The sequence below is a fragment of the Ohtaekwangia koreensis genome (assembly GCF_900167975.1).
GTDB lineage: Bacteria > Bacteroidota > Bacteroidia > Cytophagales > Cyclobacteriaceae > Ohtaekwangia > Ohtaekwangia koreensis.
Genome location: NZ_FUZU01000001.1, coordinates 1,892,479 through 1,917,359, shown reverse-complemented (window position 1 = coordinate 1,917,359; position 24,881 = coordinate 1,892,479). Strand labels below are relative to the sequence as shown.

Sequence of the window (24,881 nt, the reverse complement as noted above, 5' to 3'; positions counted from 1 at the left end):
CTTCAACACAATAATCTGAACAACACCTTTCCTTCGCAGAGTATTTATACCAAGAATCTTATTAAATTAGCATCCGACTAAAAAATGAACTGATATACAACTTGGTCTGGAAAATCCTTAAGCTTCCGAAAGGGAAATCGAAGAATGATGAGAAGTTGATCAGGGCTATTAAAAACATTGCCGGCCTTACACCTTCCAATCTTGAACTATACCGTTTAGCGACAGTCCATAGTTCTATTGCCAAAGAAAACGGTCAGGGCTTTAAAGAATCAAATGAACGGCTTGAGTATCTTGGTGATGCCATTCTCGGAGCTGCAGTAGCAGACTATCTTTTCAAAAAATTTCCATTCAGATCAGAAGGATTTCTTACCGAAATACGATCACGTATCGTAAACCGGGAAACACTTAATCTCCTCGCTCGAAAGATTGGTGTCGGTAACATTGTTCAATACGATCAGAAGAATTCACATCTTCAACAAGTAATCTTAGGAAATACATTAGAGGCCATCGTTGGAGCTATATACCTTGACAAAGGTTATCTGCGAACAAAGAAGTTTGTGATCGATAAACTTATCAACCCCAATTATGATCTGGATGAATTGGTAAACTCAAACTCCAATTTCAAGAGTAAGATTATAGAGTGGGCACAACGCGAAGGAAAAGAAGTGAAGTTCGAAATCCTCAATGTGAAAAAAGGAAAGAACCACAAAGAATTTACAGCACAAGTGCTTGTCGATAATGAAGCCAAAGGCACTGGCTATGGCAACAGCAAGAAAAAAGCTGAACAAGATGCTGCACTGAAAACGTGTGAGATGCTCAATCTTCTCTCCTAGACGAAATCGCTGTAATCTCTTCTTAAAAATACATCTACTCATTCGGGTAATCTCAAAAAAGCAGTTCAGGAAAGTGACGAATTAATTTTCATATTTGTTTGAGATATAGGAGTTGCAGCGAATACGAATCGCGCTATTGGAAATTGCTATAGGCATACAGTGGCTGCTGTTTACATTTGTGCTGCATTCACGCTTTACTATTCAAACTAATCCGCTATGCTGAAAATCGGAGGCGCTACAGTGAACCAGATTCCATTCGATTGGAATAACAATACAAACAACATTCTTGAAGCCATTGAAGAAGCTAAAAAGCAACAGATTAAGATCCTTTGTTTTCCGGAGCTCTGTGTAACCGGCTATGGATGTGAAGATCTGTTTCTCAGCGATTGGCTAAGTGAACACGCCTGGAAAGAAGTATTGAAGATTCGTGAGTATACCAATGGTATTACGATTTGTATTGGTCTGCCTGTACGATTGGATGGAATAACCTATAATGGTTCGTGTGTTATCAGTGATGGAAAAATTATAGGTATAACATTCAAACAGAACCTGGCGCGCGATGGCGTGCACTATGAACCACGCTGGTTTGATCCCTGGATCCCCTATCGTATCATCGAAATAATAAGGGGTGATGAAAAGATTCAGGCTGGCGATCTCATCTATGAAATTGAAGGTATAAAATTCGGTTTCGAAATCTGTGAAGATGGCTGGAGAAAAAACTACCGGCCGGGCTACCGGTTAATGGAAAGAGGTGTACATCTGATCTTAAATCCGAGTGCGAGTCATTTTGCCATGGGTAAGAGTTTACTTCGTGAAAGAGAAGTTGTACTGGATGGATCCGTAAATTTTAACTGCGTATATCTCTTCACCAACCTCCTGGGAAATGAAGCCGGCAAAATGATCTACGATGGCGACATCATCATTTCGCAAAAAGAAAAATTACTGGCTGTAAACAAGCGACTCTCCTTCCGCAATTTTAATATACTGGCCTGTGATGTAGACTTTAAAAATCCGGCCAACAGCCAGGTTGTGATCTCTGACGATATCAAAGACAAGAATGAGGAACTGGCTCAAGCCGTAGCCCTGGCGTTGTATGACTATATTCGAAAAAGTAAAGCAAAGGGATTTGTCCTTTCGCTAAGTGGCGGAGCCGATTCATCTTGCTGCGCAGTGTTCGTTGCTGAAATGGTAAAGCGTGCATCATCAGAATTAGGTTGGGAAAAATTTAACAAGGCATTGAGCATTCAGGCGGAGAGCGTTCACGAGGCGGTGAACAAACTTTTAACCTGTGCATACCAGGGCACAACAAATTCGTCATCACAAACATTTAATGCGGCCAAGACTTTAGCAGAATCTATAGGGGCGGAATTCCACCAATGGACAATAGATGAAGAAGTAAATTCTTATTCGCAGAAAATTGAAAAGGCGATCGGTCGAAAACTTACGTGGGAAGAAGATGATGTTACGCTTCAAAATATACAGGCCCGTTCACGCTCGCCCATCATCTGGATGTTAGCGAATGTAAAACGTGCCGTGCTCCTCACCACCTCCAACCGAAGTGAAGGTGATGTAGGATATGCCACGATGGATGGTGACACCAGTGGAAGCCTCTCCCCTATAGCTGGGTTGAGTAAGGTATTTATACTGCAATGGCTTCGTTGGGCTGAAAAGGAATTGAATCAGACAGGTCTCAACGCGGTAAACAACCTGCGGCCTACTGCGGAGTTGAGACCGCTGGAACGCAACCAAACAGACGAAGATGACTTAATGCCTTATGCTGTGCTGGCGGAAATTGAAAAGTGGGCGATCTATGAAAGAAAGTCTCCGCTGCAAGTATATGAGGTGATGAAGATCAATTACGAACCCGATGCGCTAAAACTCTGGATTAAGAAATTCTTCCGACTTTGGGCTGCTAACCAATGGAAGCGTGAGCGTCTGGCGCCAGCGTTCCACCTGGACGACCTCAACGTGGATCCGCGTACATGGTGCCGATTCCCGATTTTATCTTCAGGGTTTAGTGAGGAACTTTCAAAGCTTGATCAATATTAAACCGGCATTATTGTGCTGTAATCTTATTGTCTCTCAATATCTTTCAACTTTAAGCTTTTCACTTTAAGCCGTAACAGGCTTTTTGATTTCAGCTTTCTACTATATTTGCCGCCATGGCTATACTCAGTTACGTTATTTGGAACGGAAGTCCGGAGATCTTTTCAATTGGTTCTTTCGCTCTTCGTTGGTATGGATTGTTTTTCGCGTTAGGCTTCCTGGTAAGCCAGCAGATCCTTTACTATATGTTTCGCAAAGAAGGCAAACCTGAAAAGGACGTTGATACGCTCACCATTTACATGGTGGTGGCAACTATTCTGGGGGCACGTCTGGGTCATGTTATTTTTTATCAACCCGAAATTATCTGGACCGATCCATTAAGTATCTTTTTACCATTTGAGTTTAATCCGTTTCGCTTTACCGGCTTGCAAGGCTTGGCAAGTCACGGTGGGGCCATTGGTATTTTATTCGCTTTGTGGTTGTATAGTCGTAAGAAGAAACCTGGTCAGAATTATCTGCAAGTGCTGGATCGCATTGTCATTCTTGTGGCATTAACGGGAGCCTTGATCAGACTTGGTAATTATTTTAACTCGGAGATTATTGGTAAGCCTACCGATAAACCGTGGGGTGTTGTATTCACCGGGAGGTTAACAGAAACGTTGAAAGACAAGCGTCACGATGTTGAGGAGATCGTAGAAGATGTAGTATACTATAAAAACGATTCTATACCGAAAGTTGCAGAAGGTAAAGTGCCGTTGCTGGTATATGTGTTCTTCAAGCCAACGGCTGATGAAAATCAGATTGATAATCTTATTAATGGTACAATGCGTCCTCTGCTGGCGTCACAGTTATCAGAATTTTTTGATGAAACTCCGAAGCTCCGGCTCGATTACCAGATCGCAAATCCTGATAACAAAGGCTTCGTAGCAAAAGTCAGTACAGTTGGTATAGCGCGTCATCCTGCACAGCTATATGAATCTATTTCCTGCGTCCTGCTGTTCTTATTTTTACTGGCCATGTGGGCTAAGTACAAAGAGCACCTTGTGCCGGGAAGAATTTTCGGGATCTTCCTGATCTGGTGTTTTGGTATGCGATTCCTCTTTGAGTATCTGAAAGAAGATCAGGAAGCATTCGAGGCAACACTACCTATTAATATGGGACAAATCCTCAGCATTCCTCTCATACTGGCGGGGATTGTTATCCTTGTGCTATCATTCAGAAAAAAGGCTGATTAAAAATCCAGATTTTCGGAAGTTAACGTTAAACTTGTCTAACATAGAGTAAGTCTTAGCGTTACAGAATGCTGGCAATTATCTTTAGTTTAATTAGTTTTTTTACCCCTGCAAAGAGTACTCAAATCTCTGACAGTACTGCTTTGTCTGACTCTACCAAAAGACCGAGCCGTACCCGTATCGTTGCAGATAGCACTGGGCGTTTTCTGCGAATCAACCGGATCTTTATTGTTGGCAATCGTGTAACGCGTGACCCTATAATTTTGCGGGAGCTCACACTTAAGTCAGGAGACTTCATCTATAGCAGTGATCTGCAAAGTATACTGGAGGTCGATAAGAAAAAATTGATCAACACCAGGTTGTTCAATACCGTAGAGATCAGAACACTTGAATTGGAAACAGATCAGGTTGATTTACTGATCGATCTGAATGAACGATGGTATACATTCCCCTCCCCTATATTTGAACTGGCGGATCGTAACTTCAATGAATGGTGGCAAAATTATGGTCATGATTTCAGCAGGGTAAATTATGGTCTGCGACTATATCAATATAATATGCGTGGTCGAAATGAAACGTTACGCTTTCTGGCACAATTCGGATTCTCGCGCAGGTTCGGAATCACCTATCGCTTTCCCTATATAGATAAAAAACAACGGCATGGTTTAGCCATCGATTTTGATTTCGCTGAAACAAAAAACCTGGCATACCGCACAGCCGATCATAAACTCGTATTTCTTGAATCCGAAGACATTGTGCGTACGATGCGAACCGGAGGACTTACCTATACTTATCGCCCTTCGTTCTATGAGTCGCATATACTTTCTCTCTTTTACAAAAGCACCACTATTCGCGATACCGTTGCGTTATTGAATCCGGATTATCTCGGCAAAGAAAACAGATCACAACAATTTGCTGCGCTCACGTATCAATTCAATTCCGATCACCGTGATTATATAGGCTATCCGTTGCGAGGATATTACCTCTCTGCTTTCGCTACGCAAAACGGCTTAGCTGCTTCAGATGATGTGAAGAAATTTGAAATCAGTGCAACGTTTGCCAGCTTCATCGATCTTCAAAAAGGATTTTATCTTTCAAACTATACCGTTGGATATTGGAGTAATCCAAAGAACCTTCCTTACTATAACTACGGAGCCTTGGGATATCAAAAGCAAATTATTCGTGGATACGAAATTTATGTAATTGAAGGCCCTGAGTATATATTGAACAAAACAACCTTCAAGAAAAAAATACTTTCCAGAACCTATCATTGGGGCGCTATGCCCATTCCACAATTCAGACATATACCGTTAGCGATTTATCTAAAGACTTATGCGGATGTTGGATACGTGAGCAACTATCCGAACTATGAAGTTAATAGTCGTTTAACCAACAAATTTCTTTCCGGTGTAGGTGCAGGTATTGATATAGTGGGATCATATGACATGGTATTTCGCTTCGAGTACACCTACAATGCAGAAGGCGACCGCGGGTTCTTCTTCAATATCAAAAAAGAGTTCTGATACAGCCTGCACCACGGCACCCAAACTCGTTACTATGCTTATCTTTGTTCGCTAAATTTATTCAACATGAAGAACATTGCTGTGATCGGATCGGGTACAATGGGAAATGGCATCGCACATACTTTTGCGCAACACGGATATACAGTAACGTTAATCGATATCGCTGAAGAAGCGCTGAAGAAAGCAATCAACACCATTGATAAAAATCTGACCAGGCAAGTAGAGAAAGGAACCATCACGGAAGCCATTAAAAAACAGACGCTAGAAAATATAGCTACATCTTCTGATTTGAAATCGGGTGTAAGCAACGTTGATCTGGTGGTGGAAGCCGCCACAGAAAATATAGACTTGAAACTAAAAATCTTTCAGGACCTTGATGCCGCTACTTTACCGGACACTATTTTAGCAACCAACACCTCCTCTATCTCGATCACCGAGATTGCATCAGTAACAAAACGAGCCGATAAAGTAATCGGAATGCATTTTATGAATCCTGTACCGGTTATGAAACTGGTAGAAGTTATAAGAGGTTACAATACGAGTAATGAGGTTACAAGCACCATCATGGAATTATCGCGGAGTCTTGAAAAGATTCCTGTAGAAGTAAATGACTATCCAGGTTTTATAGCCAATCGTATACTTATGCCCATGATCAATGAAGCTATATATTCATTGTATGAAGGCGTTGCCGGTGTTGAAGAAATCGATTCTGTGATGAAGCTCGGAATGGCGCATCCTATGGGACCATTACAACTTGCTGATTTCATCGGGCTGGATGTTTGCCTCTCTATATTGAATGTATTGCATGACGGCTTTGGCAATCCCAAATACGCGCCTTGTCCTTTATTGGTAAACATGGTTCAGGCCGGGCACAAAGGAATAAAGTCAGGGAACGGATTTTACGCTTATACTCCTGGGAGCAAAGAGCTAAAAGTTTCAAGCAGATTTGTAAGAAATTGATCTAAAAGTGAAAGGCCAGCCACTCGTTTAAGAGTAACTGGCCTTAATTTACACTTCTCTCTCGTCCTTCAGGTCAGTGGTGAAACCACCGGCTCTCCGGTCGAGGCACATGTGAAACGCTATGGCAAAAAGCTGATCACTGTGTGGAGAGGAGACTTTAAAGTAAGGGCATAGCTTCGAATTTTCCTAAAGAATTTCTGAAACTTTCCCCCCTCTAAAAGTTGACACTTTCGGAGGCCCTGAAAACGCACTTTTTGCTTGACGTGCATTTTTAAATTTTGTTTTAAAATATTGTAAATCAGATAATTAAGTATTATACACAATCGATCCACATTTTATCCACAACGGCATTTTTGAAGGGAAAAATTCATGTTTGAAGACAACTATAGACAACGCGGATTGCGCAATAAACTCGTAAAAAAACTAGCGCTGAAGGGCATCAAAGACGAGGCTGTTTTAGCGGCCATAGGTACCGTGCCCAGGCACGTTTTTTTTGAAAATGCATTGTTGGAACATGCTTATGAAGACAAAGCCTTTCCGATTGGTGAAGGCCAAACCATATCCCAACCTTACACGGTTGCCTTTCAATCAGAAAAGCTTGAAATCAAACCAGGCGATAAAGTCCTTGAAATCGGGACAGGCTCAGGATACCAGGCATGCGTGCTCCTTGCCCTTGGAGCTAAAGTCTATACTATAGAGTATAAGCGGAAGCTTTATGAAACGGCTATGGAATTTTTACCAAGGATTGGATATAAACCTTATTTCTTTTTTGGTGATGGATCAAAAGGACTTCCCGCAAAAGCGCCATTTGATAAAATTATTGTAACAGCAGGAGCACCAGTAGTGCCTACAGCGCTCACAGACCAGTTGAAAGAAGATGGCATTCTTGTGATACCGGTTGGCGATAAAGAAAAACAAGTAATGCTCCGGATCAGAAAGAAGGGTGGAAAGCTTCTGAAAGAAGAGTTTGATTACTTCGCTTTTGTGCCGCTGCTAGGTGAACAAGGATGGAAAAGCTAAGCTTCAATCGATTGATTAACAGCAATTAAGAAGCATGTGAGATGTTAAAATAAAAATTCGTTTCTTTGCCACTCCTTATGACGAAAAGCATTTTTGAAAACATATTGAAGTTACTGAAAGCTGAGTTCACCAAGTTCGTTTTTGTAGGAGGCATTTCAGCAGTCATTGAATTCTCTTTACTGATTCTATTTGTAGAGAAGCTCTCTATAGATTATCTCTTCGGCAATGTGTTTGCATTTGCATTGACCAACATCGTTACCTATATATTAACCAAGCGCTTCGTTTTTAACGGAACGCAAAGTGCCAACAAAGCACAAGAGGCCGGTCTCTTTTTCCTGTGCTTATTGGGAGGCCTGGTGGTAAATCAGATTGTACTGTGGGCCGTTGTGGAATTCACCGCCATAGACTATAGAATAGCAAAAGTGATAGCCATTGCTATCACTGTTATCTGGAATTTCTTTACGCGAAAACATTTAGTATTTCGTAATCGCGCTGTCGTAACGCAGCAATCTTCTACAGAGTACTCAGAAGAAAATCTTTAAACCCTTCGAAGTCGCTTTTCATTGGTATACTTTTCTTGGGTTGCTCCAGAAATCGCTGAAGCGGCAAAGGTATATCAATCGGGCGCGACAACGTTTCATCCACTACTTCCTTAAATTTAGCAGGATGCGCTGTCTCAAGAAATATACCGGTTATATCTTCACCACGTTCTTCCAGGTACTTGATCAATCCCAGATACCCAATGGCTCCATGAGGATCCATAACATAGTCGGTAGACGCATATATATGGCGCATGGCAGCACGTGTCTCATCATCCGAGAAAGCATACCCCACAATATCTTTCGAAAGCCTCGCGAAGTCTTTATCAAACAGATCTAACAACCTTACAAAGTTACTTGGGTTGCCTACATCCATCGCATTACTGATCGTTTGCCTGGAAGGACGCGGTGTAAATACTTCAGTCTTCAAATACTCAGGAACAACATCATTCACATTCGTAGTGGCAATGAATCGCTCGATCGGTAGCCCCATACGTTGTGCCAGCAATCCACCTGTCAGATTTCCGAAGTTTCCACTCGGTATAGAAATCACTACGGGCTTATTTTTATCCTTCACTTGTGCATATGCATAGAAGTAATAAAAGGACTGTGGAATCAACCGTGCTATATTAATCGAGTTCGCAGAAGTGAGGAAGTATTTCTTCCGCAGCACGTCATCTAAAAATGCCTGCTTCACCAGGCGTTGGCAATCGTCAAATGTACCGTCTACCTCCAGAGCTATTACGTTCTGCCCAAGTGTTGTAAACTGTTTTTCCTGTATCTCGCTTACTTTCCCGGAAGGATATAGTACAATAACCTTCGTGCCTTTTACGCCTAAGAAACCATTGGCAACGGCACTGCCAGTATCTCCCGAGGTTGCCACCAGAACAATAATCTCTTGACTTTGTTCCTTCGCAAAATATCCCAACAGCTGAGACATAAAGCGTGCACCAAAATCTTTAAAGGCTAATGTAGGACCATGAAAAAGTTCTAACGCATACGCATGATCATCCACCTCCACTACCGGGGCATCGAATTGAATCGTATGATCAACGATTCTTCTGAGTTCATCAGCGGGAACATCATCCCCGATAATATTTTGAGCAACGATGAAGGCTATATCCCGAAAGGATTTCGTATGAATGGTATCGAAAAATTCTTTTGGCAACACTGGTATATGCTCGGGCATATAGAGTCCGTTATCCGGTGCCAGTCCTTGTGTTACCGCTTCCTTTAGATCAACTTTTAAATTCTTGTTATTGGTACTATAAAATTTCATTTCGCTGATGGTTGTAGATTATAATTTGCAAGTCGCTGATCGTGTAGCGATATGTATACCATTGAATAGTATTACCCTTTTAATATCATGGCTCCTTCGCCATTGATTTTAGAAACGAACACATCGCTCTTTAACTGCAGGAGATCAAACTGCTTTTGCATCGCTTCACCAACGGTTTGTGCTATAGTTCTTTCGGTTGATAACGCAAAGATGGTTGGCCCCGATCCGGATATACCACAGCCCAGCGCACCTGCTTTAATCGCTTCTTCCTTTATCGTATAGAAGCCAGGAATCAGTACAGAACGAATCGGCTCAGCGACTACATCATTCAATGAACGCTGGATCAATCCGTAATCCGGTTTCATTAAGCCCACTACCATGCCTGCTATATTTCCCCACTGTGTAATGGCATCCTTTATGGGTATAGTTGGTTTTAATACGCGCCTGGAATCTTCGGTCTTTAATTCAAGATGAGGATGTACCAGCGTGCAAAACAAATTAGCTGGTGTAGGTATAGTAGCAACGTCCAGAGGAGCATATCCTCTGATCAAAACAAAGCCACCCAACAGAGAGGGCGCAACGTTATCGGCATGCGCAGAACCACATGCTATACGCTCAGATTCCATCGCAAAAGGAAGAAGCTGTTCGCGCGTAAGTGGATTACCATGCAATTCGTTAATCGCTACCAGGGCTGCTGCAGAACTTGCTGCGCTTGATCCCATGCCACTTCCTAACGGAAGGTTTTTATAGAGTATAATTTCTGCACCATATTTACTATTAACAGCTTTTAAAAATTCCAATACAGCAACACCGCATGTATTCTTTGATGCTTCCAAAGGAAGTCTGCCATCATCCCCTATAATTTTAGTAATGGTAACTCCGGGTTTATCGGTAAGTGTTACGATCACTTCATCTGCGGGTGCTTCTACTGCAAATCCGAAAATATCAAAGCCGCAAGAGACGTTTGCTACAGTCGCGGGGGCAGATGCTTTTATTGATTTCATTCTTGGTTGTCGGTTGTTCGTTATCTGTTAATCGCTATTCGTTTATAGTATATATAACTATTAACGAACAATGATCAACGGTTCAAAGTTATTTGGCGTAATGTCCAATACGTATCACATCTGCAAATACACCCGCTGCTGTTACGGCTGCTCCTGCTCCCGGCCCGCGAATTACCAACGGCCTTTCGTGATAGCGCTCGGTTGTTAACAAGATTATATTGTCGCTACCAGAGAGTGAGTAGAATGGATGATCATTGTTGACAGAGCCGAGTTTTACACTCACCTTTCCGTCTTTAAGAACCGCCATATACCGCAGCTTCTCTCCTTTTGAATGAGCACCGGCACGAAGTTTTTCAAACGCTGTGTCGTGTTTCTCTAATGAAGCAAAGAAATCTTCTACACTTCCTTTGCGGCAATCATCGGGGACAAGATTCTCTACTTGTATATCATTCAACTCGAAGGACAATCCCGTTTCGCGAGAGAGGATCAATATCTTTCGCGCTACATCCATACCACTTAAATCATCACGTGGGTCCGGTTCGGTATATCCTTTCTCTTTCGCTTCTTTCACTACATCGCTGAACTTCTTGCCTTCGGTATAGGAACTGAAAATAAAGTTTAATGTACCGCTCAGCACACCTTCAATACAGATCACTTTATCACCACTCAACAACAAGTCGTTTAATGTATTGATAACCGGAAGTCCAGCACCAACATTGGTCTCGTACAAGAATTTAACACCACGCTTAAAAGCAGTTTGCTTTAAAGTATAGTATTGATCCATCGAAGCGGAATTTGCTTTCTTGTTCGGTGTTACGATCGATATATTGGCGGATAAGATTTCTTCGTAGGAAGCAGTAACTTCTTCACTTGAAGTACAATCAACAAATATGCTGTTGGGCAGATTCAAACCGATCATTTTATCGGCAAATCCTTTCATACTCATGGCCTCTCCTTCTTGCTTCATCCTCTCAATGCAAGTAGATAACTTCAGACCATCTTCATTGAAGATCATTTTCTTACTGTTGGCAACAGCTATAACATTTACTTCCAGCAGATTTTCTTTCGCCAGTTTGTTATACTGTTCCTCAATCATATTCACAAGGGAATTTCCAATGAGTCCTGTACCCACCAGAAAAACATTTAACACCTTACGATCCGATAAGAAGAATGCCTCGTGCAAAGCATTCAACGCTTTGGCAACATCTGCCTGCCGCACAACCGCGGATATATTACGCTCGGAAGAACCCTGTGCTATAGCCATTACGTTGACACCGTTCTTACCAAGAGAACTGAACATGCGACCGCTTGTACCGGGGCTATGCTTCATGCCATCGCCTACTACGGCAACGATCGACAAGTCTGTTTCTACCTGCACTTCATCTATCTCCTCATTTCTGATTTCATATTGAAATTCCTTCTCTATCGCTGACTTTGCTTGCTTGGTATATTGATTTTCAATCGCCAGACAGATGGAGTGTTCTGACGATGCCTGACTAATGAGGATTACGTTTATTTTCTCACGGGCAAGTGTAGCAAACAATCGCATGGATGCTCCCACTACACCGAGTAAACCACTGCCTTGTACGCTTAGCAATGTTACCTGGTTCATAGAAGATATACCTTTGATCAACTTTCCATTTTTTGAATCCGCATGGATAACAGTTCCTTCGAAAGAAGGATTAAATGTATTCTTGATCCATATAGGTATACGATTTACCATGGCAGGCTGCATGGTAGCCGGGAAAATTACTTTCGCCCCGAAGTGCGATAACTCCATCGCTTCTTCGTAGCTCATCTGCGGCACTGTGAATGCTTTCTTCACCAGGCGCGGATCAGCAGTCATCATACCATCTACATCAGTCCATATTTCCAGATCCGTTGCATGCAATGCTCCGGCAAAAATGGCTGCGGTATAGTCTGAACCACTACGTCCTAATGTTGTTGTCTCACCCGTCTCGGAGGTTCCAATGAAACCGGTTATGATTTGAAGATCGGTATGATTCTTAAAATAATCACCGATGAGTTTATTCGTTGTCTCAAAATCTACTTTAGCATATCCAAAGTTAGCATCGGTGCGAACGACTTTACGTGCATCTAAAAATTCAGCGGCAATGCCACGGTCTTTAAAAGCTTCTGAAATTATATATGCTGACAACCGCTCACCGAAGCTCATGATGTAATCCAACGTGCGGGGTGTACGCTCCTTTACCAGGAAGATCCCATGAAGAACATCTTCCAGTTCGTTGATCATAAACTTTACTTGCGCCAGAATGCTGCTCTGTTTCTGTACCCCAATCAGTTCTCGGACTGCATCCAGGTGGCGTTTTTCAAGTTCAGCAAGTTTGGTTTTATACTCCAGATTACCCTCCAGTGCGAGCTTGCTGACGTTTATTAATACATCGGTTATTCCTCCAAAGGCTGAGTATACTACGGCTACATCTCCTTTTAAATAAGGCTTAACTATTTCTACAACAGATTGTATCCGCGCAGGGGTGGCCACCGATGAGCCACCGAACTTTAATATTTTCATGAAAAATAATTATCAGGGTGTTCTATCTACTTTAACTGTCGGTTACGCATTCGTCTCCTGGAGACGGACATAATCCTATGGGGCTGGGGTAAGGGATGATCACGGGTTACCCCGTAATGATGGTAATGGTAATAATAGCGATAATGGAAATGCAAGCAACGCTCTTCGCAGAAATGAAGAGAGAGGATGTTGCTATATTTTGTATTGCTTGCATAAGGCGCACCGAAATAATGAAATGATATACTTGATTGCAAGCTATTTTTTTAGATTTTTGCACGAACTAACGGTTATTAGTGAATTGCAATCGAATGTTCTCGTGTGTTGATGTATAAACTATAGGAAAGTATTTTGCTTCTAAAGCTATCTACCCACTATATTTTCAGTCAACCTAACCTTTATCAATATTAAATAATGCGTAAAAAGAAATTTCCCCGCGAATCATCTGTCAGCATGACGGAGTTGGTTTTGCCAAACGATACGAATACACTTAATAACCTGATGGGTGGACGGTTGATGCATTGGATGGATATCGTATCGGCAATTGTCGGACAAAAGCATTCAAATAGTACTGTCGTTACGGCTTCGGTGGATAATATATCTTTTAAGCATCCCATCAGACTCGGTAACGTGGTGACGTTAAAAGCAAAAATTACCCGCGCGTTTAATTCATCGATGGAGATACGCATTGATGTTGAAGCAGAAGATGCACCATCGGGTCATAAGTTTGAAAGCAATGCTGCCTACTTTACATTTGTAGCACTGGATCAGAATGGCAAGCCTGTAAATGTACCGGAAGTAGAACCGGAAACAGAAGAAGAGAAAGAACTTTATAGCGGTGCACTTCGCAGAAGACAACTTCGTTTGATCCTCTCCGGAAGGATGAAGCCATCTGAAGCAAATGAGTTAAGGTCTATATTTGATATTAAAGAAGCGTGAGTCAATCATCTGTCATCGAAAGCCTATATCAGGAAGAGCTATACCAGATCCCTTCCCGTATGTTAATTATACTTTCCAGACCGTGGGAAGAACATACAGAAGATGAACGAACCGTTCTTACAAAAATGCTGGCTGCGGTAAAGTTGAGCATGGCTTCTGTGCAGATTGTAATACATAACGATTTTACGCTCGATATTATAGCACCACTCGCCCCCACGAAGGTGTTAGCCTTGGGTGCTCCCCTTCGCTCATCCGACAAAGTATATGAACATCTTTCCATGAATGGAGTATCGATCATTGTTGCTGATGCCATTCATAAACTGGATGATGTGAAAAAGAAAAATCTTTGGATTGCCCTAAAGCAAATGTTCGGTATATAAATCAGGTCAATTTATACCCTGAGTTGTTCAATAGTTATTTCAAAATCTACCACTCGGATCAGCCACGCCCCCGGCTTCATCAAAATGCTCTGGGATTGCTTTCAACCCCAGATCATTGTTGTTGTAACGCATTGATTAAAAGTCTCTCACAAAAAAATCTGCCTCTGTTACAAATTTGGCGGTTTGCCTCCTATTTCTATATTTGCCATTCTTAGAAAGCCATCTTGTTAATCAAGATGGCTTTTATGTACAATCAGATCCCTAAATCTTTAAAACCAATGAATAGTATTTTACTTATTATCCCCGCACTCGGAATAGTCGGCCTGATTGCGATGGCAATCAAATCAGCATGGGTCACCAAGCAAGATGCCGGTGACGCAAAAATGCAGGAGCTTGCAGGCTATATCGCTACCGGGGCCATGGCCTTTTTGAGAGCTGAATGGAAAGTTCTTTCGTATTTCGCAGTGATAGCAGCCATCCTGCTCGGTTGGTCAGGCGGACTCGTTGAAGATTCTCATCCCATTATTGCTGTATCGTTTTTAATTGGTGCTGTGTTATCTGCTTTCGCAGGATACATCGGTATGAAGATCGCTACCAAAGCGAATGTACGCACCACACAAGCCGCACGTACAAGTCTTGCGCTTGCCCTCAGAGTATCTTTTACAGGAGGTTCTGTAATGGGTATAGGTGTTGCTGGACTTGCCATACTTGGTCTTGGAGGATTGTTCATTGTACTCATGCAATATTTTGTTCCCGAAGGTGCTGCGGTCACAGGTCTTCAAATGAAAAAAGCCATTGAAGTGTTGGCTGGCTTTTCTTTGGGCGCTGAATCTATCGCGTTGTTCGCTCGTGTAGGAGGCGGTATATATACCAAGGCTGCTGATGTTGGTGCTGACCTGGTTGGTAAAGTTGAAGCCGGTATACCTGAAGATGATGTTCGCAATCCTGCCACCATTGCAGACAACGTAGGAGATAACGTAGGAGATGTTGCCGGAATGGGTGCGGATTTATTCGGTTCCTATGTAGCAACCATTCTTGCTACTATGGTATTAGGTCAGGAGATTGATGCTTCCAGTGATAAATTCGGTGGCATGTCACCAATCCTGTTACCAATGTTAATCGCTGGTCTTGGATTGATCTTTTCGATCGTGGGTACGTGGTTTGTTCGCATCAAGAAAGAAACAGATAGTGTGCAGACCGCATTAAATATAGGCAACTGGTCATCGATCATCATGACTGCTATAGCTTCTTTCTTCGCAGTGAAATATTTACTTCCGGAAAAACTGGTACACCGTGGTGTTGAATTTACTTCTACGGATGTTTTCATAGCGATCATCATCGGACTGATAGTGGGTACGTTGATGAGTATCATCACAGAATACTATACGGCTATGGGTAAACGCCCAGTCCTTTCGATCATCAAGCAATCCGGTACGGGTCATGCAACAAACATTATAGGCGGTCTGTCAGTAGGTATGGAATCTACGGTGGCTCCAATCTTTGTACTGGCAGGCGGTATTATTGCTTCGTATGAATTTGCAGGTCTCTATGGTGTAGCGATTGCTGCTGCCGGTATGATGGCAACCACCGCGATGCAGTTGGCTATAGATGCATTCGGACCTATCGCTGACAACGCAGGGGGTATTGCTGAAATGAGTCAGTTACCAGAAGAAGTTCGTCATCGTACAGATAACCTTGATGCTGTCGGGAACACTACTGCGGCTACCGGAAAAGGATTTGCTATAGCTTCTGCCGCGCTTACATCATTGGCGTTGTTTGCAGCTTTCGTAGGTATATCTGGCATCTCTGCAATTGATATATATAAGGCTCCTGTACTGGCAGGTTTATTTGTAGGAGGAATGATACCGTTTATCTTTTCATCTTTAGCAATTGCTGCTGTAGGCCGTGCTGCGATGGATATGGTGAACGAAGTACGCAGACAGTTCCGCGAAATACCAGGCATCATGGAGTATAAAGCAAAACCTGAATACGAGAAGTGTGTGGCTATATCAACCAAAGCATCTATACGTGAGATGATCGCTCCGGGTGCTATCGCTTTGATCGTGCCGATCATTGTAGGATTTACCTTTGGCCCCGAAGTATTGGGAGGCTTACTCGCAGGTGTCACTGTATCCGGTGTATTGATGGGTATGTTTCAATCAAACGCAGGTGGTGCATGGGACAACGCCAAGAAATCTTTCGAGAAAGGTGTTGAGATCAACGGACAGATGTACTATAAAAAATCTGAACCTCACAAAGCATCTGTAACCGGAGATACTGTTGGTGATCCATTCAAAGATACATCAGGTCCTTCGATGAACATCCTTATCAAACTTACTTCTATTGTAGCCTTGATCATCGCTCCACATATATCCCACAAGGATCATACTGCAGCGGTGATAAAAGAACAGACCAAAGCGAAAGTTGAAATTGTAAGTGAAACAGTGGTGAAATAAACAACGCGATTGAATATCAAGATATATAGAAACCCCGGGCTATGCCGGGGTTTCTTATTAGAAAAATAGTCTACAACTATACTTAGATGATCTTCAATAATTTTGGCTGGTCATCGAAAATCAACGTTCCGGAGCCTTGCGTTGTTGACTGATCTTTGAGAATAGCTGCATACAACAAAATAGACTATTTTTAAAAAATTTTATTCATGCATAATACCTGACAATGAAACTTATACCCCCTCTCCTCTTCATTTTTATTGCTTGCCTGGGCCATGCTCAATCCATCACCGGAAAGTGGAAGACAACGGATGACAAGACAGGCGAGCAAAAATCGATCGTTGAAATCTTCGAACGAGACGGGAAGGTTTTCGGGAAAATTATAAGGATATTTCCTTCGGAAGGCGAAAATCCAGACCCACTTTGCAATGAATGTCCTGAAAATGATGCACGCTATAAGAAGAAGATAATCGGCATGGAAATTATCAAAGACATGCAGAAATCGGGAAGTGAGTATTCGGAAGGAAATATACTTGATCCGGAGGAAGGCAAGGTATACAAGTGCAAATTATGGCTGGAGGGAAATGACCTGAAAGTACGCGGATACTGGGGACCATTTTACCGAACACAAACGTGGGCACGTATAAATTGATCTCTCATATTCGTTAATTCGTAGAAAAAAACATAAAAAAGGAACCCCAGCGGTTACAACCTCATTAAAAGATGGTATACAGGTCGAGCTCACACATAGACGAAAAGGAAATTTTCGAGCGCATTTGTAAAGGCGATGAGAAGGCTCTTGAGTTCTTGTATAAGAAATATTACAGGATGATGACCAAGCTGGTCATCACCAACAGCGGAACGGAAGAAGAGGCTCGTGATGTTTACCAGGATGCATTAATCGTTTTCTGGCAGAAGGCTACCTCCGGCAACCTGGTGATGACTTCGAAAATCAGTACCTATATCTACAGCATTTGTCAGAATCTGTGGCGAAAAGAACTGGATCGAAAAAAACGCCTCTCCAATGAAGAAAAAGACTCGGCTGTTTCGTTAGATACTGAAACGGCAGAACGTGATCGAATAATTTTAAAATGCATCGAGCAACTTGGAGAAACGTGCAAGAAGGTGCTCATGTATTACTACTTCGAAGAAATGTCGATGCAGGAAATCGCTGACAAACTAGGGTTCGCGAATACTGATACGGCAAAGACCAAGAAGTATAAATGTAAAATGAAACTGGATGAATTAGTGAAAACTCAGTATTCTGAGCAGGATTTTTTGGATTAGAGTTATGGCATTAGAAAAAGATTTTGATTTACTGGACGGATACATCCGCAATACACTAAGCGCTGACGACAAGGCAGCGTTCGAACAAAAATTGCAAGCTGATCCGAACCTGAAACGCGAATATAACCTGCAGCAAAAAATTGCCGAGGGTATAAGGAAGGCGCGCGTTGCCGAATTGAAAAGCATGTTGAATAATGTACCGATCCCATCTTCGTATGGCACCGAGATTTCGGTTGGAGCCAAAACGCTGATCGGGCTGGTAGCCGCAGGGTTGGTTGCTACAGGTATATATTTCTACCTGGATCAGAAAGAAGAAACCACCGCTGCTGAACAGCAGCCTATTACAAAAACTGAACAGCCAGTGGAAGTTCAAAAAGAAATTGAACAGCCGACTCCTGAACCAGAAACAAATTCAACGCCTTCAACGGCAGTGCCTGAATCAGAAAAGCCCAAGGAACAACCTTCGTCTGTTGTGGTTGAGAAAAAACAGCCTGCTGTTAAAGAAACAACCAGCGTAAGCAAGCCTGTAGTTGTTGCTCCAAAGCAGAAGGATTCGTTATCAAAACCTGAGATCAACGTATTTGATCCAAGTGAAGAAACAGAAACAAAAGCTATTGAAAATAAAACAGCAACCGAGAGCACTCCGAAGTCTGCCAAGTCTTCGCTCATGGTTAAGACAGATAGCAAGAACAAGAAGTATAATTTCCACTACCAGTTTAAAAATGGAGAGCTATACTTATACGGACCATTTGATAAAAAGCTTATCGAGATCATGGAGTTCTTCAGCGAAAACAAACACACTGTTTTCCTGTTCCATGAAAATAAATACTACCTGCTGAATGAGGCTAATGAAAAAGTGAAACCTCTGGCAGCCATCAGCGACCCGGCCCTGATCAAGAAATTGAAAGAGCATCGTGGAAATTGATAAACAGAAATAAACATTCAATTCTAAGGGTCCCGCTTATGGCGGGACTTTTTTTGTTTATAGCCTAAATCAGCAACGATTCGATTACCACGCTACTATTTGGTAATTTCTCCTAACTTTGGCGATCAACATGGAGAAGAAAGCCCGTAAAAAGAAGTTAGGAGGCTACCCTGGCATTGGTGTAGTCATCAGCATAACACTAGCCCTGTTTGTTATCGGCTTGTTTGGCCTTTTAATCATTTACTCGCAGGAGTTAGAACACCAGGTTCGGCAGAATATAAAAATGCAGGTGTATCTCAAATCAAACCTGACGGAAACACAACGACTTCAGATCGAGAACAAACTACTTTCCATGGATTTTGTAAATCATGGAGAAGGTAAAGGTGTTGCTTTCTTTTCAAAAGAAGATGCAGCCAAAAAATTCATCGCAGAAACCGGAGAAGACTTCACGCAATTTATAGGGGAGAATCCCTTAAAGGATGCATACCTCGTAAACATTGATCCTGACTTTCATTCCAAAAGTCAAATGGAAAAGATAAAGGCTGACCTTCAAAAAATGAATGGTGTTTTCCAGGTATACTATGTAGAAGGTTTGATTGAATCTGTAAACAGCAATGTTACCAAGCTTGGGTTTATACTCATGGGTCTCATTGTATTGTTATTAATCACAGTTATACTGTTAATAAATAACACCCTGCGCCTGGCTTTGTTCTCACAGCGTTTTCTTATACGCAGTATGCAGCTGGTAGGTGCCAAGCGTTGGTTTATTCAACGACCTTTTTTACTGCGTGCTGCAACGTATGGGTTACTGGCAGGATTTATCACCTCGGTCCTGCTCTGGTCTTTATCAGACTATGCACAGCGCAAAATTACAGACCTTGCACTTTTACATAATCAAGAGCACTTCATGATGTTGCTGGGCTCGCTGGTGATGATCGGAATGATCGTAGCTGTTATCGGCACTTTCTTCTCTATCAACCGGTATTTACGAATGTCACTCGACCAATTATATTGAAAAATTAAAACACACATGGAAAGCAAACTTCCCTTTGGCAAAAAGAATTATCAGTGGATGATCATCGGCGTGATGGCAATCATCATTGGGTTCGTCATTATGTCCCTTGACAAAACACAACATGGCTTTGGCTTCCTGGGATTGACCTTAGGACCCATCGTTGTAATGGCTGGCTTCGTTGTACAGATTTACGCTATCCTGCATCGCCCTACAAAATAGTATAGTATTTAAAATTCCATAATATATTGCTGGCATTAACCATGCTCAAGTATATATAGCGGAATCTGAAATCAATTCGCATGACTATCCTGCAAGCTATCATTCTCGCCATCATTGAAGGCGTTACTGAATTTTTACCTATATCTTCTACCGGACACATGATCATCGGTTCTTCCCTGATGGGAATTGCGAGTGATCCGTTCACAAAGATGTTTACGGTAGCCATCCAGCTTGGTGCAATTCTCTCCGTAATCGTACTCTACTGGAAACGCTTCTTCCAGTCATTTGAATTTTACTTTAAACTGATTGTTGCATTTATACCCGTAGCCATCGTGGGTCTTCTTTTTAAAGACTATATAGATGCGTTGCTGGAGCGTGTAGATGTTGTTGGCTATACGTTGCTCATTGGAGGAATCTTCTTTTTGTTCGTAGACAAGATCTTCGAAGGAAATGAAACGAGTCAAAAACAAATCGACTATCCCACGGCATTGAAGATCGGAATCATCCAGATTATCTCGATGATCCCGGGAGTATCACGTTCTGCCGCTACGATCATCGGGGGATTATCCCAAAAACTTAATAAAAAGACTGCTGCGGAGTTCTCATTCTTCCTGGCGGTACCAACCATGTTTGCAGCTACCGCCTTAAAAATTCTGGAGTATATTATGGACGGTGGGAGTTTCGGCACACACGAAATAACGCTCTTTGCAGTTGGCAATGTTATAGCATTTATAGTTGCCATGATCGCCATCAAATCCTTCATAACATTTCTTACCAAGCATGGCTTCAAGCTCTTCGGTTATTACCGCATCGTATTGGGCATTGTCATTCTTGTGCTATATTATCTTGGAGTAGGACTCTCCATCGTATAATGGAAAACTCAACCCCGGAAGAAGGCCGTATCCTGCTCATCAATAAACCGCTTGAGTGGACATCCTTTGATGTCGTAAACAAGCTACGGTATAAACTCAAGATCAAGAAGATTGGACACGCAGGTACGTTGGATCCACTGGCCACAGGACTACTTATTATATGCACTGGTAAAATGACCAAGCGCATTGAAGAATTCATGGGGCAGGAGAAAGAATATACCGGTAAATTTATACTGGGTAGCACCACTCCTTCGCATGATCTTGAAACAGAAATAAGCGAGGCAACCGATATCGCACATATCACGTCTCAGGCAATTGAGGACGCTGTTAAACCATTTATAGGAAACATCAGTCAGTTGCCACCGATGCACTCCGCTATACGCGTGGGTGGTAAACGTGCTTACGACTATGCCCGTAAAGGAAAAGAAATAGAACTCAAACATCGGGATGTTGAAATCCGGGAATTTGAAATTACCGCGATCAACTTGCCCGAGTTGTCCTTTCGAATTGTTTGTTCCAAAGGAACGTATATCAGGAGTATAGCACGTGATTTAGGAAATGCCCTTGGTGTTGGAGCATATCTTTCAGAACTTTGCCGAACCAGGATTGGAGCTTCCCTGTTAAAAGATGCTCAAACCATCGAAGAAGTAATGTTATGAAGATATATCACGGCATCGATGACTTATCAAGATTAAACTACGCAGTGGTTACCAGCGGCACGTTTGATGGTGTGCACGTTGGTCATCAGAAAATATTAGCACGTCTTCAGGAGATTGCAACGCGTAACAACGGAGAAACCGTTGTGATCACATTTTGGCCACATCCACGTTTAGTACTTCATCCGGAAGACGACTCTCTCAAACTACTGAATACCTTCGAAGAAAAAGCAGCTTTGCTGAAAGAGCAAGGTATACAACACCTCGTCCGCATTCCATTTACCAAAGAATTTTCACAATATACATCAGAGGAGTTTATCCAAAAGATACTGGTAGATACCATTGGCACAAAGAAACTTGTTATAGGCTACGATCATCGTTTTGGACATAACCGCGAGGGCAGCTTCGAACAGCTTAAGTTGAATGCTCCTAAATATGGTTTTGAGGTAGAAGAGATTCCACGACAGGATATAGATCACGTTGGTGTAAGCTCATCCAAAATACGAAAGGCGCTCGATGAAGGTGATATAGATACTGCTACGCATTTTTTAGGACAACCGTATGCGCTTACTGGTCGCGTGGTAATGGGCGATAAATTAGGCCGGCTTCTGGGATACCCTACTGCCAACATTGAAGTTGACACCAAGTACAAACTCATTCCTGCCGATGGTATATATGCCGTTACAGTATTGCATGAACACACAACCTATAAGGGCATGCTATATATTGGTAACCGGCCAACCGTGAACGGAACAAAGCGGAATATAGAGGTTAACATCTTTGATTTCGATAAGGATATATATGGCGAATCGTTAACGCTTTACTTCCACAAACTTATTAGGGGCGATGCCCGGTTCAATGATCTCGAGGAATTGAAAGTTCAACTTGGCGTTGACAAGCAGGATGCTCTCCGTATGCTGGCGCAGTTGTAGCAATTACCCGTTTCCGGAATAAGTGAAACGCATACGGATGTTGTAGTGCACGCCTGCTTTTTGTAATCTTGTATACAATCAACAGTAGGTGATTAACCGTTCCACAAATAACGATTAACAGCAACATCATGCTTTGGAGTCCTTCAAAAGAATTCATCCGGCAATCGAATATTACCCACTACCAGCAATGGCTGAAAGAAAATAAAAATCTGGCCTTTGATGATTATCATTCGCTGTGGCAGTGGTCGGCCGATAACATTGAAGCTTTCTGGGAAAGTCTCTGGGAATATTTTGATGTTATGCATGATGGCACCTATCAACATATACTGCAAGGCACCATGCCGCGATGTAAATGGTTTGAGGGCACCAAACTAAATTATGCAGAGCACATTTTCCGGAAGGCGAACAAACAACATCCCGCAATTGTCTTTAAAGCGGAGTCTGGTGAAATCCAGGAAATATACTGGGATACATTAACGCAGCAGGTTGCATCTCTTCAACAATACCTGAACTCATGCAACGTAGTGGCTGGTGACCGCATTGCCGCTTATCTTCCCGGTTGCCCGGAAGCAACGGTTGCCTTCCTGGCTGCAAATACTTTAGGCGCTATATGGTCAAGCTGTTCTCCTGATTTTGGAACCAACTCTGTGATTGATCGCTTCGCGCAGATCGAACCAAAAGTATTAATCGCAGTTGACTCCTATCAATACAATGGAAAAGTATTCGATAAACAAGAAGTGATTCAGGACCTGATAAAATCATTGCCATCGCTTGAGCAAGTGATTATCATTTCTTCAAAAGATATACTTCCACAATCTACCAAACCCGTTGTATCCTGGAAACAGGTGACAACGCAAGCCGTTGATAAAATTATTTTTGTACGTGTAGCATTCGATCATCCTATCTGGATACTATATTCTTCCGGCACCACCGGGCTACCCAAAGCGATTACACACTCGCATGGAGGTATATTACTTGAACAACTTAAATACGGAACATTTCACAACGATTTCAAACCAGGCGAACGGTGCTTCTGGTATACCACTACCGGCTGGATGATGTGGAACTATATACATGGCAGTTTACTGGCAGGCGCTACCATGGTACTGTACGATGGAAGTCCGGCTTACCCCGACTTGTCTGTACTCTGGAAATTTACGCAGGATGCACGCATAAATCACTTTGGTACAAGTGCCGGTTTTATGCTGGCTAATTTGAAAGGCGGTATATATCCCGTGAATGAATTCGATCTCTCTTCACTTCGATCCATCGGGTCTACGGGAAGTACACTACCTCCTGAAGGGTTCGAATGGGTATATAAAAAAGTAAAAAACGATCTGTGGCTTACATCCATGAGCGGAGGCACCGATGTATGCAGTGCTTTCGTTGGGGGCATGCCAACGTTACCTGTATACGCAGGCGAAATTCAATGTCGCGCACTCGGCTGCAAACTGGAAGCTTTTGATACAGATGGAAATTCACTCACAGAACAAGTAGGTGAAATGGTCATCACCAAGCCAATGCCTTCCATGCCGGTATACTTCTGGAATGACCCTGACTTCAAACGCTATCATGAAAGTTATTTCGAAATGTACCCTGGCATTTGGCGTCACGGAGATTGGATCGAAATCACAAAGCATAACGGTGTTATCATCTATGGACGCTCCGATGCTACACTCAATCGCGGTGGTGTCCGTATCGGGACCAGCGAAATATACCGGGCTGTAGATAAAGTAAAGGAAGTAAAAGACAGCCTCATCATCTGCATCGAAAAAAAAGACGGTGAATTCTGGATGCCCCTCTTTGTTGTAATGCAGGAGGGCGTTGCATTATCTGCCGACATCGAGAAAAAAATAAACACAACGATCCGCAGTGATTATAGTCCCCGCCATGTACCGGACGAAATTATTGCTGTGCCCGATATACCCTATACCATCAGTGGTAAAAAAACGGAGACACCTGTTAAGAAAATACTCATGGGTAAAGATCCGAAAGAAGTTGTGAATGCCGGTGCGTTGAAGAATCCTCAATCGATGGATTTCTTTATACGTTGGCACGAGAACAGCAATTAGTTTTTAACGATCTCCATTGTTTATAGTTTCGATAAACACCGTCAATATTTTCAGGCAGAGCGATGAGGCATCGAGAAAATCTGAAGTAAATAATTGCAAACGTATCCTGAGTCCACATTCAAAACTTAATCTGATTTGAAGGGGATTTCACTTTGCACCTTCAGC

General features: G+C 42.4%; 22 protein-coding genes. 19 read left to right on the top strand and 3 right to left on the bottom strand.

From position 1 onward, the window contains the following. Positions 1-101 precede the first annotated feature (101 nt). The 7 genes from rnc (at position 102) to B5Y40_RS07915 (ending at position 8,156) form a co-directional block, all read left to right on the top strand. Positions 102-833, top strand: a complete 732-nt coding sequence (gene rnc, locus B5Y40_RS07945) for a ribonuclease III (RefSeq protein ID WP_245840493.1) — start codon at positions 102-104, stop codon at positions 831-833. A gap of 216 nt (positions 834-1,049) precedes the next feature. Beyond that, positions 1,050-2,882 carry an NAD(+) synthase gene (gene nadE / locus B5Y40_RS07940; protein ID WP_079686154.1) on the top strand — a complete coding sequence of 611 codons (1,833 nt, stop codon included), beginning with the start codon at positions 1,050-1,052 and terminating at the stop codon, positions 2,880-2,882. Between the two features lie 113 nt (positions 2,883-2,995). Next, positions 2,996-4,114, top strand: a complete 1,119-nt coding sequence (locus B5Y40_RS07935; RefSeq protein WP_079686153.1) for a prolipoprotein diacylglyceryl transferase — start codon at positions 2,996-2,998, stop codon at positions 4,112-4,114. A gap of 65 nt (positions 4,115-4,179) precedes the next feature. Then, positions 4,180-5,634: a BamA/TamA family outer membrane protein gene (locus B5Y40_RS07930; RefSeq protein WP_079686152.1), complete on the top strand. Its 1,455-nt coding sequence runs from the start codon at positions 4,180-4,182 to the stop codon at positions 5,632-5,634. A 66-nt stretch (positions 5,635-5,700) separates the two neighbouring features. Continuing rightward, a complete protein-coding gene (locus B5Y40_RS07925; protein WP_079686151.1) occupies positions 5,701-6,594 on the top strand; it encodes a 3-hydroxyacyl-CoA dehydrogenase family protein in 894 nt (297 codons plus the stop codon). 369 nt (positions 6,595-6,963) lie between these two features. Continuing rightward, positions 6,964-7,614, top strand: coding sequence for a protein-L-isoaspartate(D-aspartate) O-methyltransferase (locus B5Y40_RS07920; protein WP_079686150.1), 651 nt, complete (start codon positions 6,964-6,966; stop codon positions 7,612-7,614). A gap of 77 nt (positions 7,615-7,691) precedes the next feature. Continuing rightward, a complete protein-coding gene (locus tag B5Y40_RS07915; protein WP_079686149.1) occupies positions 7,692-8,156 on the top strand; it encodes a GtrA family protein in 465 nt (154 codons plus the stop codon). Here B5Y40_RS07915 and thrC read toward each other — a convergent pair. The 3 genes from thrC to thrA all read right to left on the bottom strand — a co-directional run bounded on the left by thrC (position 8,128) and on the right by thrA (position 12,969). Next, complete coding sequence (gene thrC, locus B5Y40_RS07910) at positions 8,128-9,432, bottom strand: threonine synthase (protein ID WP_079686148.1); 1,305 nt, start codon at positions 9,430-9,432, stop codon at positions 8,128-8,130. The two genes, B5Y40_RS07915 and thrC, sit on opposite strands and share 29 nt — an antisense overlap. Positions 9,433-9,503: 71 nt before the next feature. Then, positions 9,504-10,436, bottom strand: coding sequence for a homoserine kinase (locus B5Y40_RS07905; protein ID WP_079686147.1), 933 nt, complete (start codon positions 10,434-10,436; stop codon positions 9,504-9,506). Between the two features lie 88 nt (positions 10,437-10,524). Then, the gene (gene thrA / locus B5Y40_RS07900; RefSeq protein ID WP_079686146.1) at positions 10,525-12,969 is read right to left on the bottom strand and encodes a bifunctional aspartate kinase/homoserine dehydrogenase I; all 2,445 of its coding nucleotides are present in this window, start codon (positions 12,967-12,969) and stop codon (positions 10,525-10,527) included. 411 nt (positions 12,970-13,380) lie between these two features. On the opposite strand from thrA, the gene B5Y40_RS07895 reads away from it, so the two are divergent. The 12 genes from B5Y40_RS07895 (at position 13,381) to B5Y40_RS07840 (ending at position 24,716) form a co-directional block, all read left to right on the top strand. Continuing rightward, positions 13,381-13,905: an acyl-CoA thioesterase gene (locus tag B5Y40_RS07895; RefSeq protein WP_079686145.1), complete on the top strand. Its 525-nt coding sequence runs from the start codon at positions 13,381-13,383 to the stop codon at positions 13,903-13,905. After that, positions 13,902-14,285 carry a hypothetical protein gene (locus B5Y40_RS07890; RefSeq protein ID WP_143785652.1) on the top strand — a complete coding sequence of 128 codons (384 nt, stop codon included), beginning with the start codon at positions 13,902-13,904 and terminating at the stop codon, positions 14,283-14,285. The genes B5Y40_RS07895 and B5Y40_RS07890 overlap by 4 nt, the downstream gene beginning before the upstream one ends. Before the next feature lie 278 nt (positions 14,286-14,563). Next, entirely contained in the window at positions 14,564-16,741 is a 2,178-nt protein-coding gene (locus B5Y40_RS07885; RefSeq protein ID WP_079687118.1) for a sodium-translocating pyrophosphatase, read from the top strand. A 223-nt stretch (positions 16,742-16,964) separates the two neighbouring features. After that, a complete protein-coding gene (locus B5Y40_RS07880; protein ID WP_079686143.1) occupies positions 16,965-17,390 on the top strand; it encodes a DUF2147 domain-containing protein in 426 nt (141 codons plus the stop codon). 71 nt (positions 17,391-17,461) lie between these two features. Then, positions 17,462-18,025, top strand: a complete 564-nt coding sequence (locus B5Y40_RS07875) for an RNA polymerase sigma factor (RefSeq protein WP_317043547.1) — start codon at positions 17,462-17,464, stop codon at positions 18,023-18,025. A gap of 4 nt (positions 18,026-18,029) precedes the next feature. Further along, positions 18,030-18,950, top strand: coding sequence for a hypothetical protein (locus B5Y40_RS07870; RefSeq protein ID WP_079686142.1), 921 nt, complete (start codon positions 18,030-18,032; stop codon positions 18,948-18,950). Positions 18,951-19,080: 130 nt separating this feature from the next. Further along, a complete protein-coding gene (locus tag B5Y40_RS07865) occupies positions 19,081-19,965 on the top strand; it encodes a cell division protein FtsX (RefSeq protein WP_079686141.1) in 885 nt (294 codons plus the stop codon). Between the two features lie 15 nt (positions 19,966-19,980). Continuing rightward, positions 19,981-20,184 (top strand): DUF3098 domain-containing protein, encoded by a 204-nt coding sequence (locus B5Y40_RS07860; RefSeq protein ID WP_079686140.1) that lies wholly within the window; start codon positions 19,981-19,983, stop codon positions 20,182-20,184. Between the two features lie 80 nt (positions 20,185-20,264). Next, positions 20,265-21,056 (top strand): undecaprenyl-diphosphate phosphatase, encoded by a 792-nt coding sequence (locus tag B5Y40_RS07855; protein WP_079686139.1) that lies wholly within the window; start codon positions 20,265-20,267, stop codon positions 21,054-21,056. Further along, positions 21,056-21,715 carry a tRNA pseudouridine(55) synthase TruB gene (gene truB, locus B5Y40_RS07850; protein ID WP_079686138.1) on the top strand — a complete coding sequence of 220 codons (660 nt, stop codon included), beginning with the start codon at positions 21,056-21,058 and terminating at the stop codon, positions 21,713-21,715. Before B5Y40_RS07855 ends, truB begins: the two co-directional genes overlap by 1 nt. Further along, complete coding sequence (locus B5Y40_RS07845) at positions 21,712-22,644, top strand: bifunctional riboflavin kinase/FAD synthetase (RefSeq protein WP_079686137.1); 933 nt, start codon at positions 21,712-21,714, stop codon at positions 22,642-22,644. Before truB ends, B5Y40_RS07845 begins: the two co-directional genes overlap by 4 nt. Positions 22,645-22,772: 128 nt before the next feature. After that, positions 22,773-24,716 (top strand): acetoacetate--CoA ligase, encoded by a 1,944-nt coding sequence (locus B5Y40_RS07840; protein WP_079686136.1) that lies wholly within the window; start codon positions 22,773-22,775, stop codon positions 24,714-24,716. The last annotated feature ends 165 nt before the right edge of the window (positions 24,717-24,881 follow it).

Excerpts from the sequence above, each read along its gene's own strand:
- B5Y40_RS07920 (WP_079686150.1), top strand. The coding sequence starts at position 6,964 with ATGTTTGAAGACAACTATAGACAACGCGGATTGCGCAATAAACTCGTA.
- truB (WP_079686138.1), top strand. The coding sequence starts at position 21,056 with ATGGAAAACTCAACCCCGGAAGAAGGCCGTATCCTGCTCATCAATAAA.
- B5Y40_RS07905 (WP_079686147.1), bottom strand. The coding sequence starts at position 10,436 with ATGAAATCAATAAAAGCATCTGCCCCCGCGACTGTAGCAAACGTCTCT.
- thrA (WP_079686146.1), bottom strand. The coding sequence starts at position 12,969 with ATGAAAATATTAAAGTTCGGTGGCTCATCGGTGGCCACCCCTGCGCGG.
- B5Y40_RS07875 (WP_317043547.1), top strand. The coding sequence starts at position 17,462 with ATGGTATACAGGTCGAGCTCACACATAGACGAAAAGGAAATTTTCGAG.
- B5Y40_RS07855 (WP_079686139.1), top strand. The coding sequence starts at position 20,265 with ATGACTATCCTGCAAGCTATCATTCTCGCCATCATTGAAGGCGTTACT.
- B5Y40_RS07845 (WP_079686137.1), top strand. The coding sequence starts at position 21,712 with ATGAAGATATATCACGGCATCGATGACTTATCAAGATTAAACTACGCA.
- B5Y40_RS07930 (WP_079686152.1), top strand. The coding sequence starts at position 4,180 with ATGCTGGCAATTATCTTTAGTTTAATTAGTTTTTTTACCCCTGCAAAG.
- thrC (WP_079686148.1), bottom strand. The coding sequence starts at position 9,432 with ATGAAATTTTATAGTACCAATAACAAGAATTTAAAAGTTGATCTAAAG.
- B5Y40_RS07860 (WP_079686140.1), top strand. The coding sequence starts at position 19,981 with ATGGAAAGCAAACTTCCCTTTGGCAAAAAGAATTATCAGTGGATGATC.
- B5Y40_RS07865 (WP_079686141.1), top strand. The coding sequence starts at position 19,081 with ATGGAGAAGAAAGCCCGTAAAAAGAAGTTAGGAGGCTACCCTGGCATT.
- B5Y40_RS07895 (WP_079686145.1), top strand. The coding sequence starts at position 13,381 with ATGCGTAAAAAGAAATTTCCCCGCGAATCATCTGTCAGCATGACGGAG.
- B5Y40_RS07935 (WP_079686153.1), top strand. The coding sequence starts at position 2,996 with ATGGCTATACTCAGTTACGTTATTTGGAACGGAAGTCCGGAGATCTTT.
- B5Y40_RS07840 (WP_079686136.1), top strand. The coding sequence starts at position 22,773 with ATGCTTTGGAGTCCTTCAAAAGAATTCATCCGGCAATCGAATATTACC.
- B5Y40_RS07870 (WP_079686142.1), top strand. The coding sequence starts at position 18,030 with ATGGCATTAGAAAAAGATTTTGATTTACTGGACGGATACATCCGCAAT.
- B5Y40_RS07915 (WP_079686149.1), top strand. The coding sequence starts at position 7,692 with ATGACGAAAAGCATTTTTGAAAACATATTGAAGTTACTGAAAGCTGAG.
- nadE (WP_079686154.1), top strand. The coding sequence starts at position 1,050 with ATGCTGAAAATCGGAGGCGCTACAGTGAACCAGATTCCATTCGATTGG.
- B5Y40_RS07925 (WP_079686151.1), top strand. The coding sequence starts at position 5,701 with ATGAAGAACATTGCTGTGATCGGATCGGGTACAATGGGAAATGGCATC.
- B5Y40_RS07880 (WP_079686143.1), top strand. The coding sequence starts at position 16,965 with ATGAAACTTATACCCCCTCTCCTCTTCATTTTTATTGCTTGCCTGGGC.
- B5Y40_RS07885 (WP_079687118.1), top strand. The coding sequence starts at position 14,564 with ATGAATAGTATTTTACTTATTATCCCCGCACTCGGAATAGTCGGCCTG.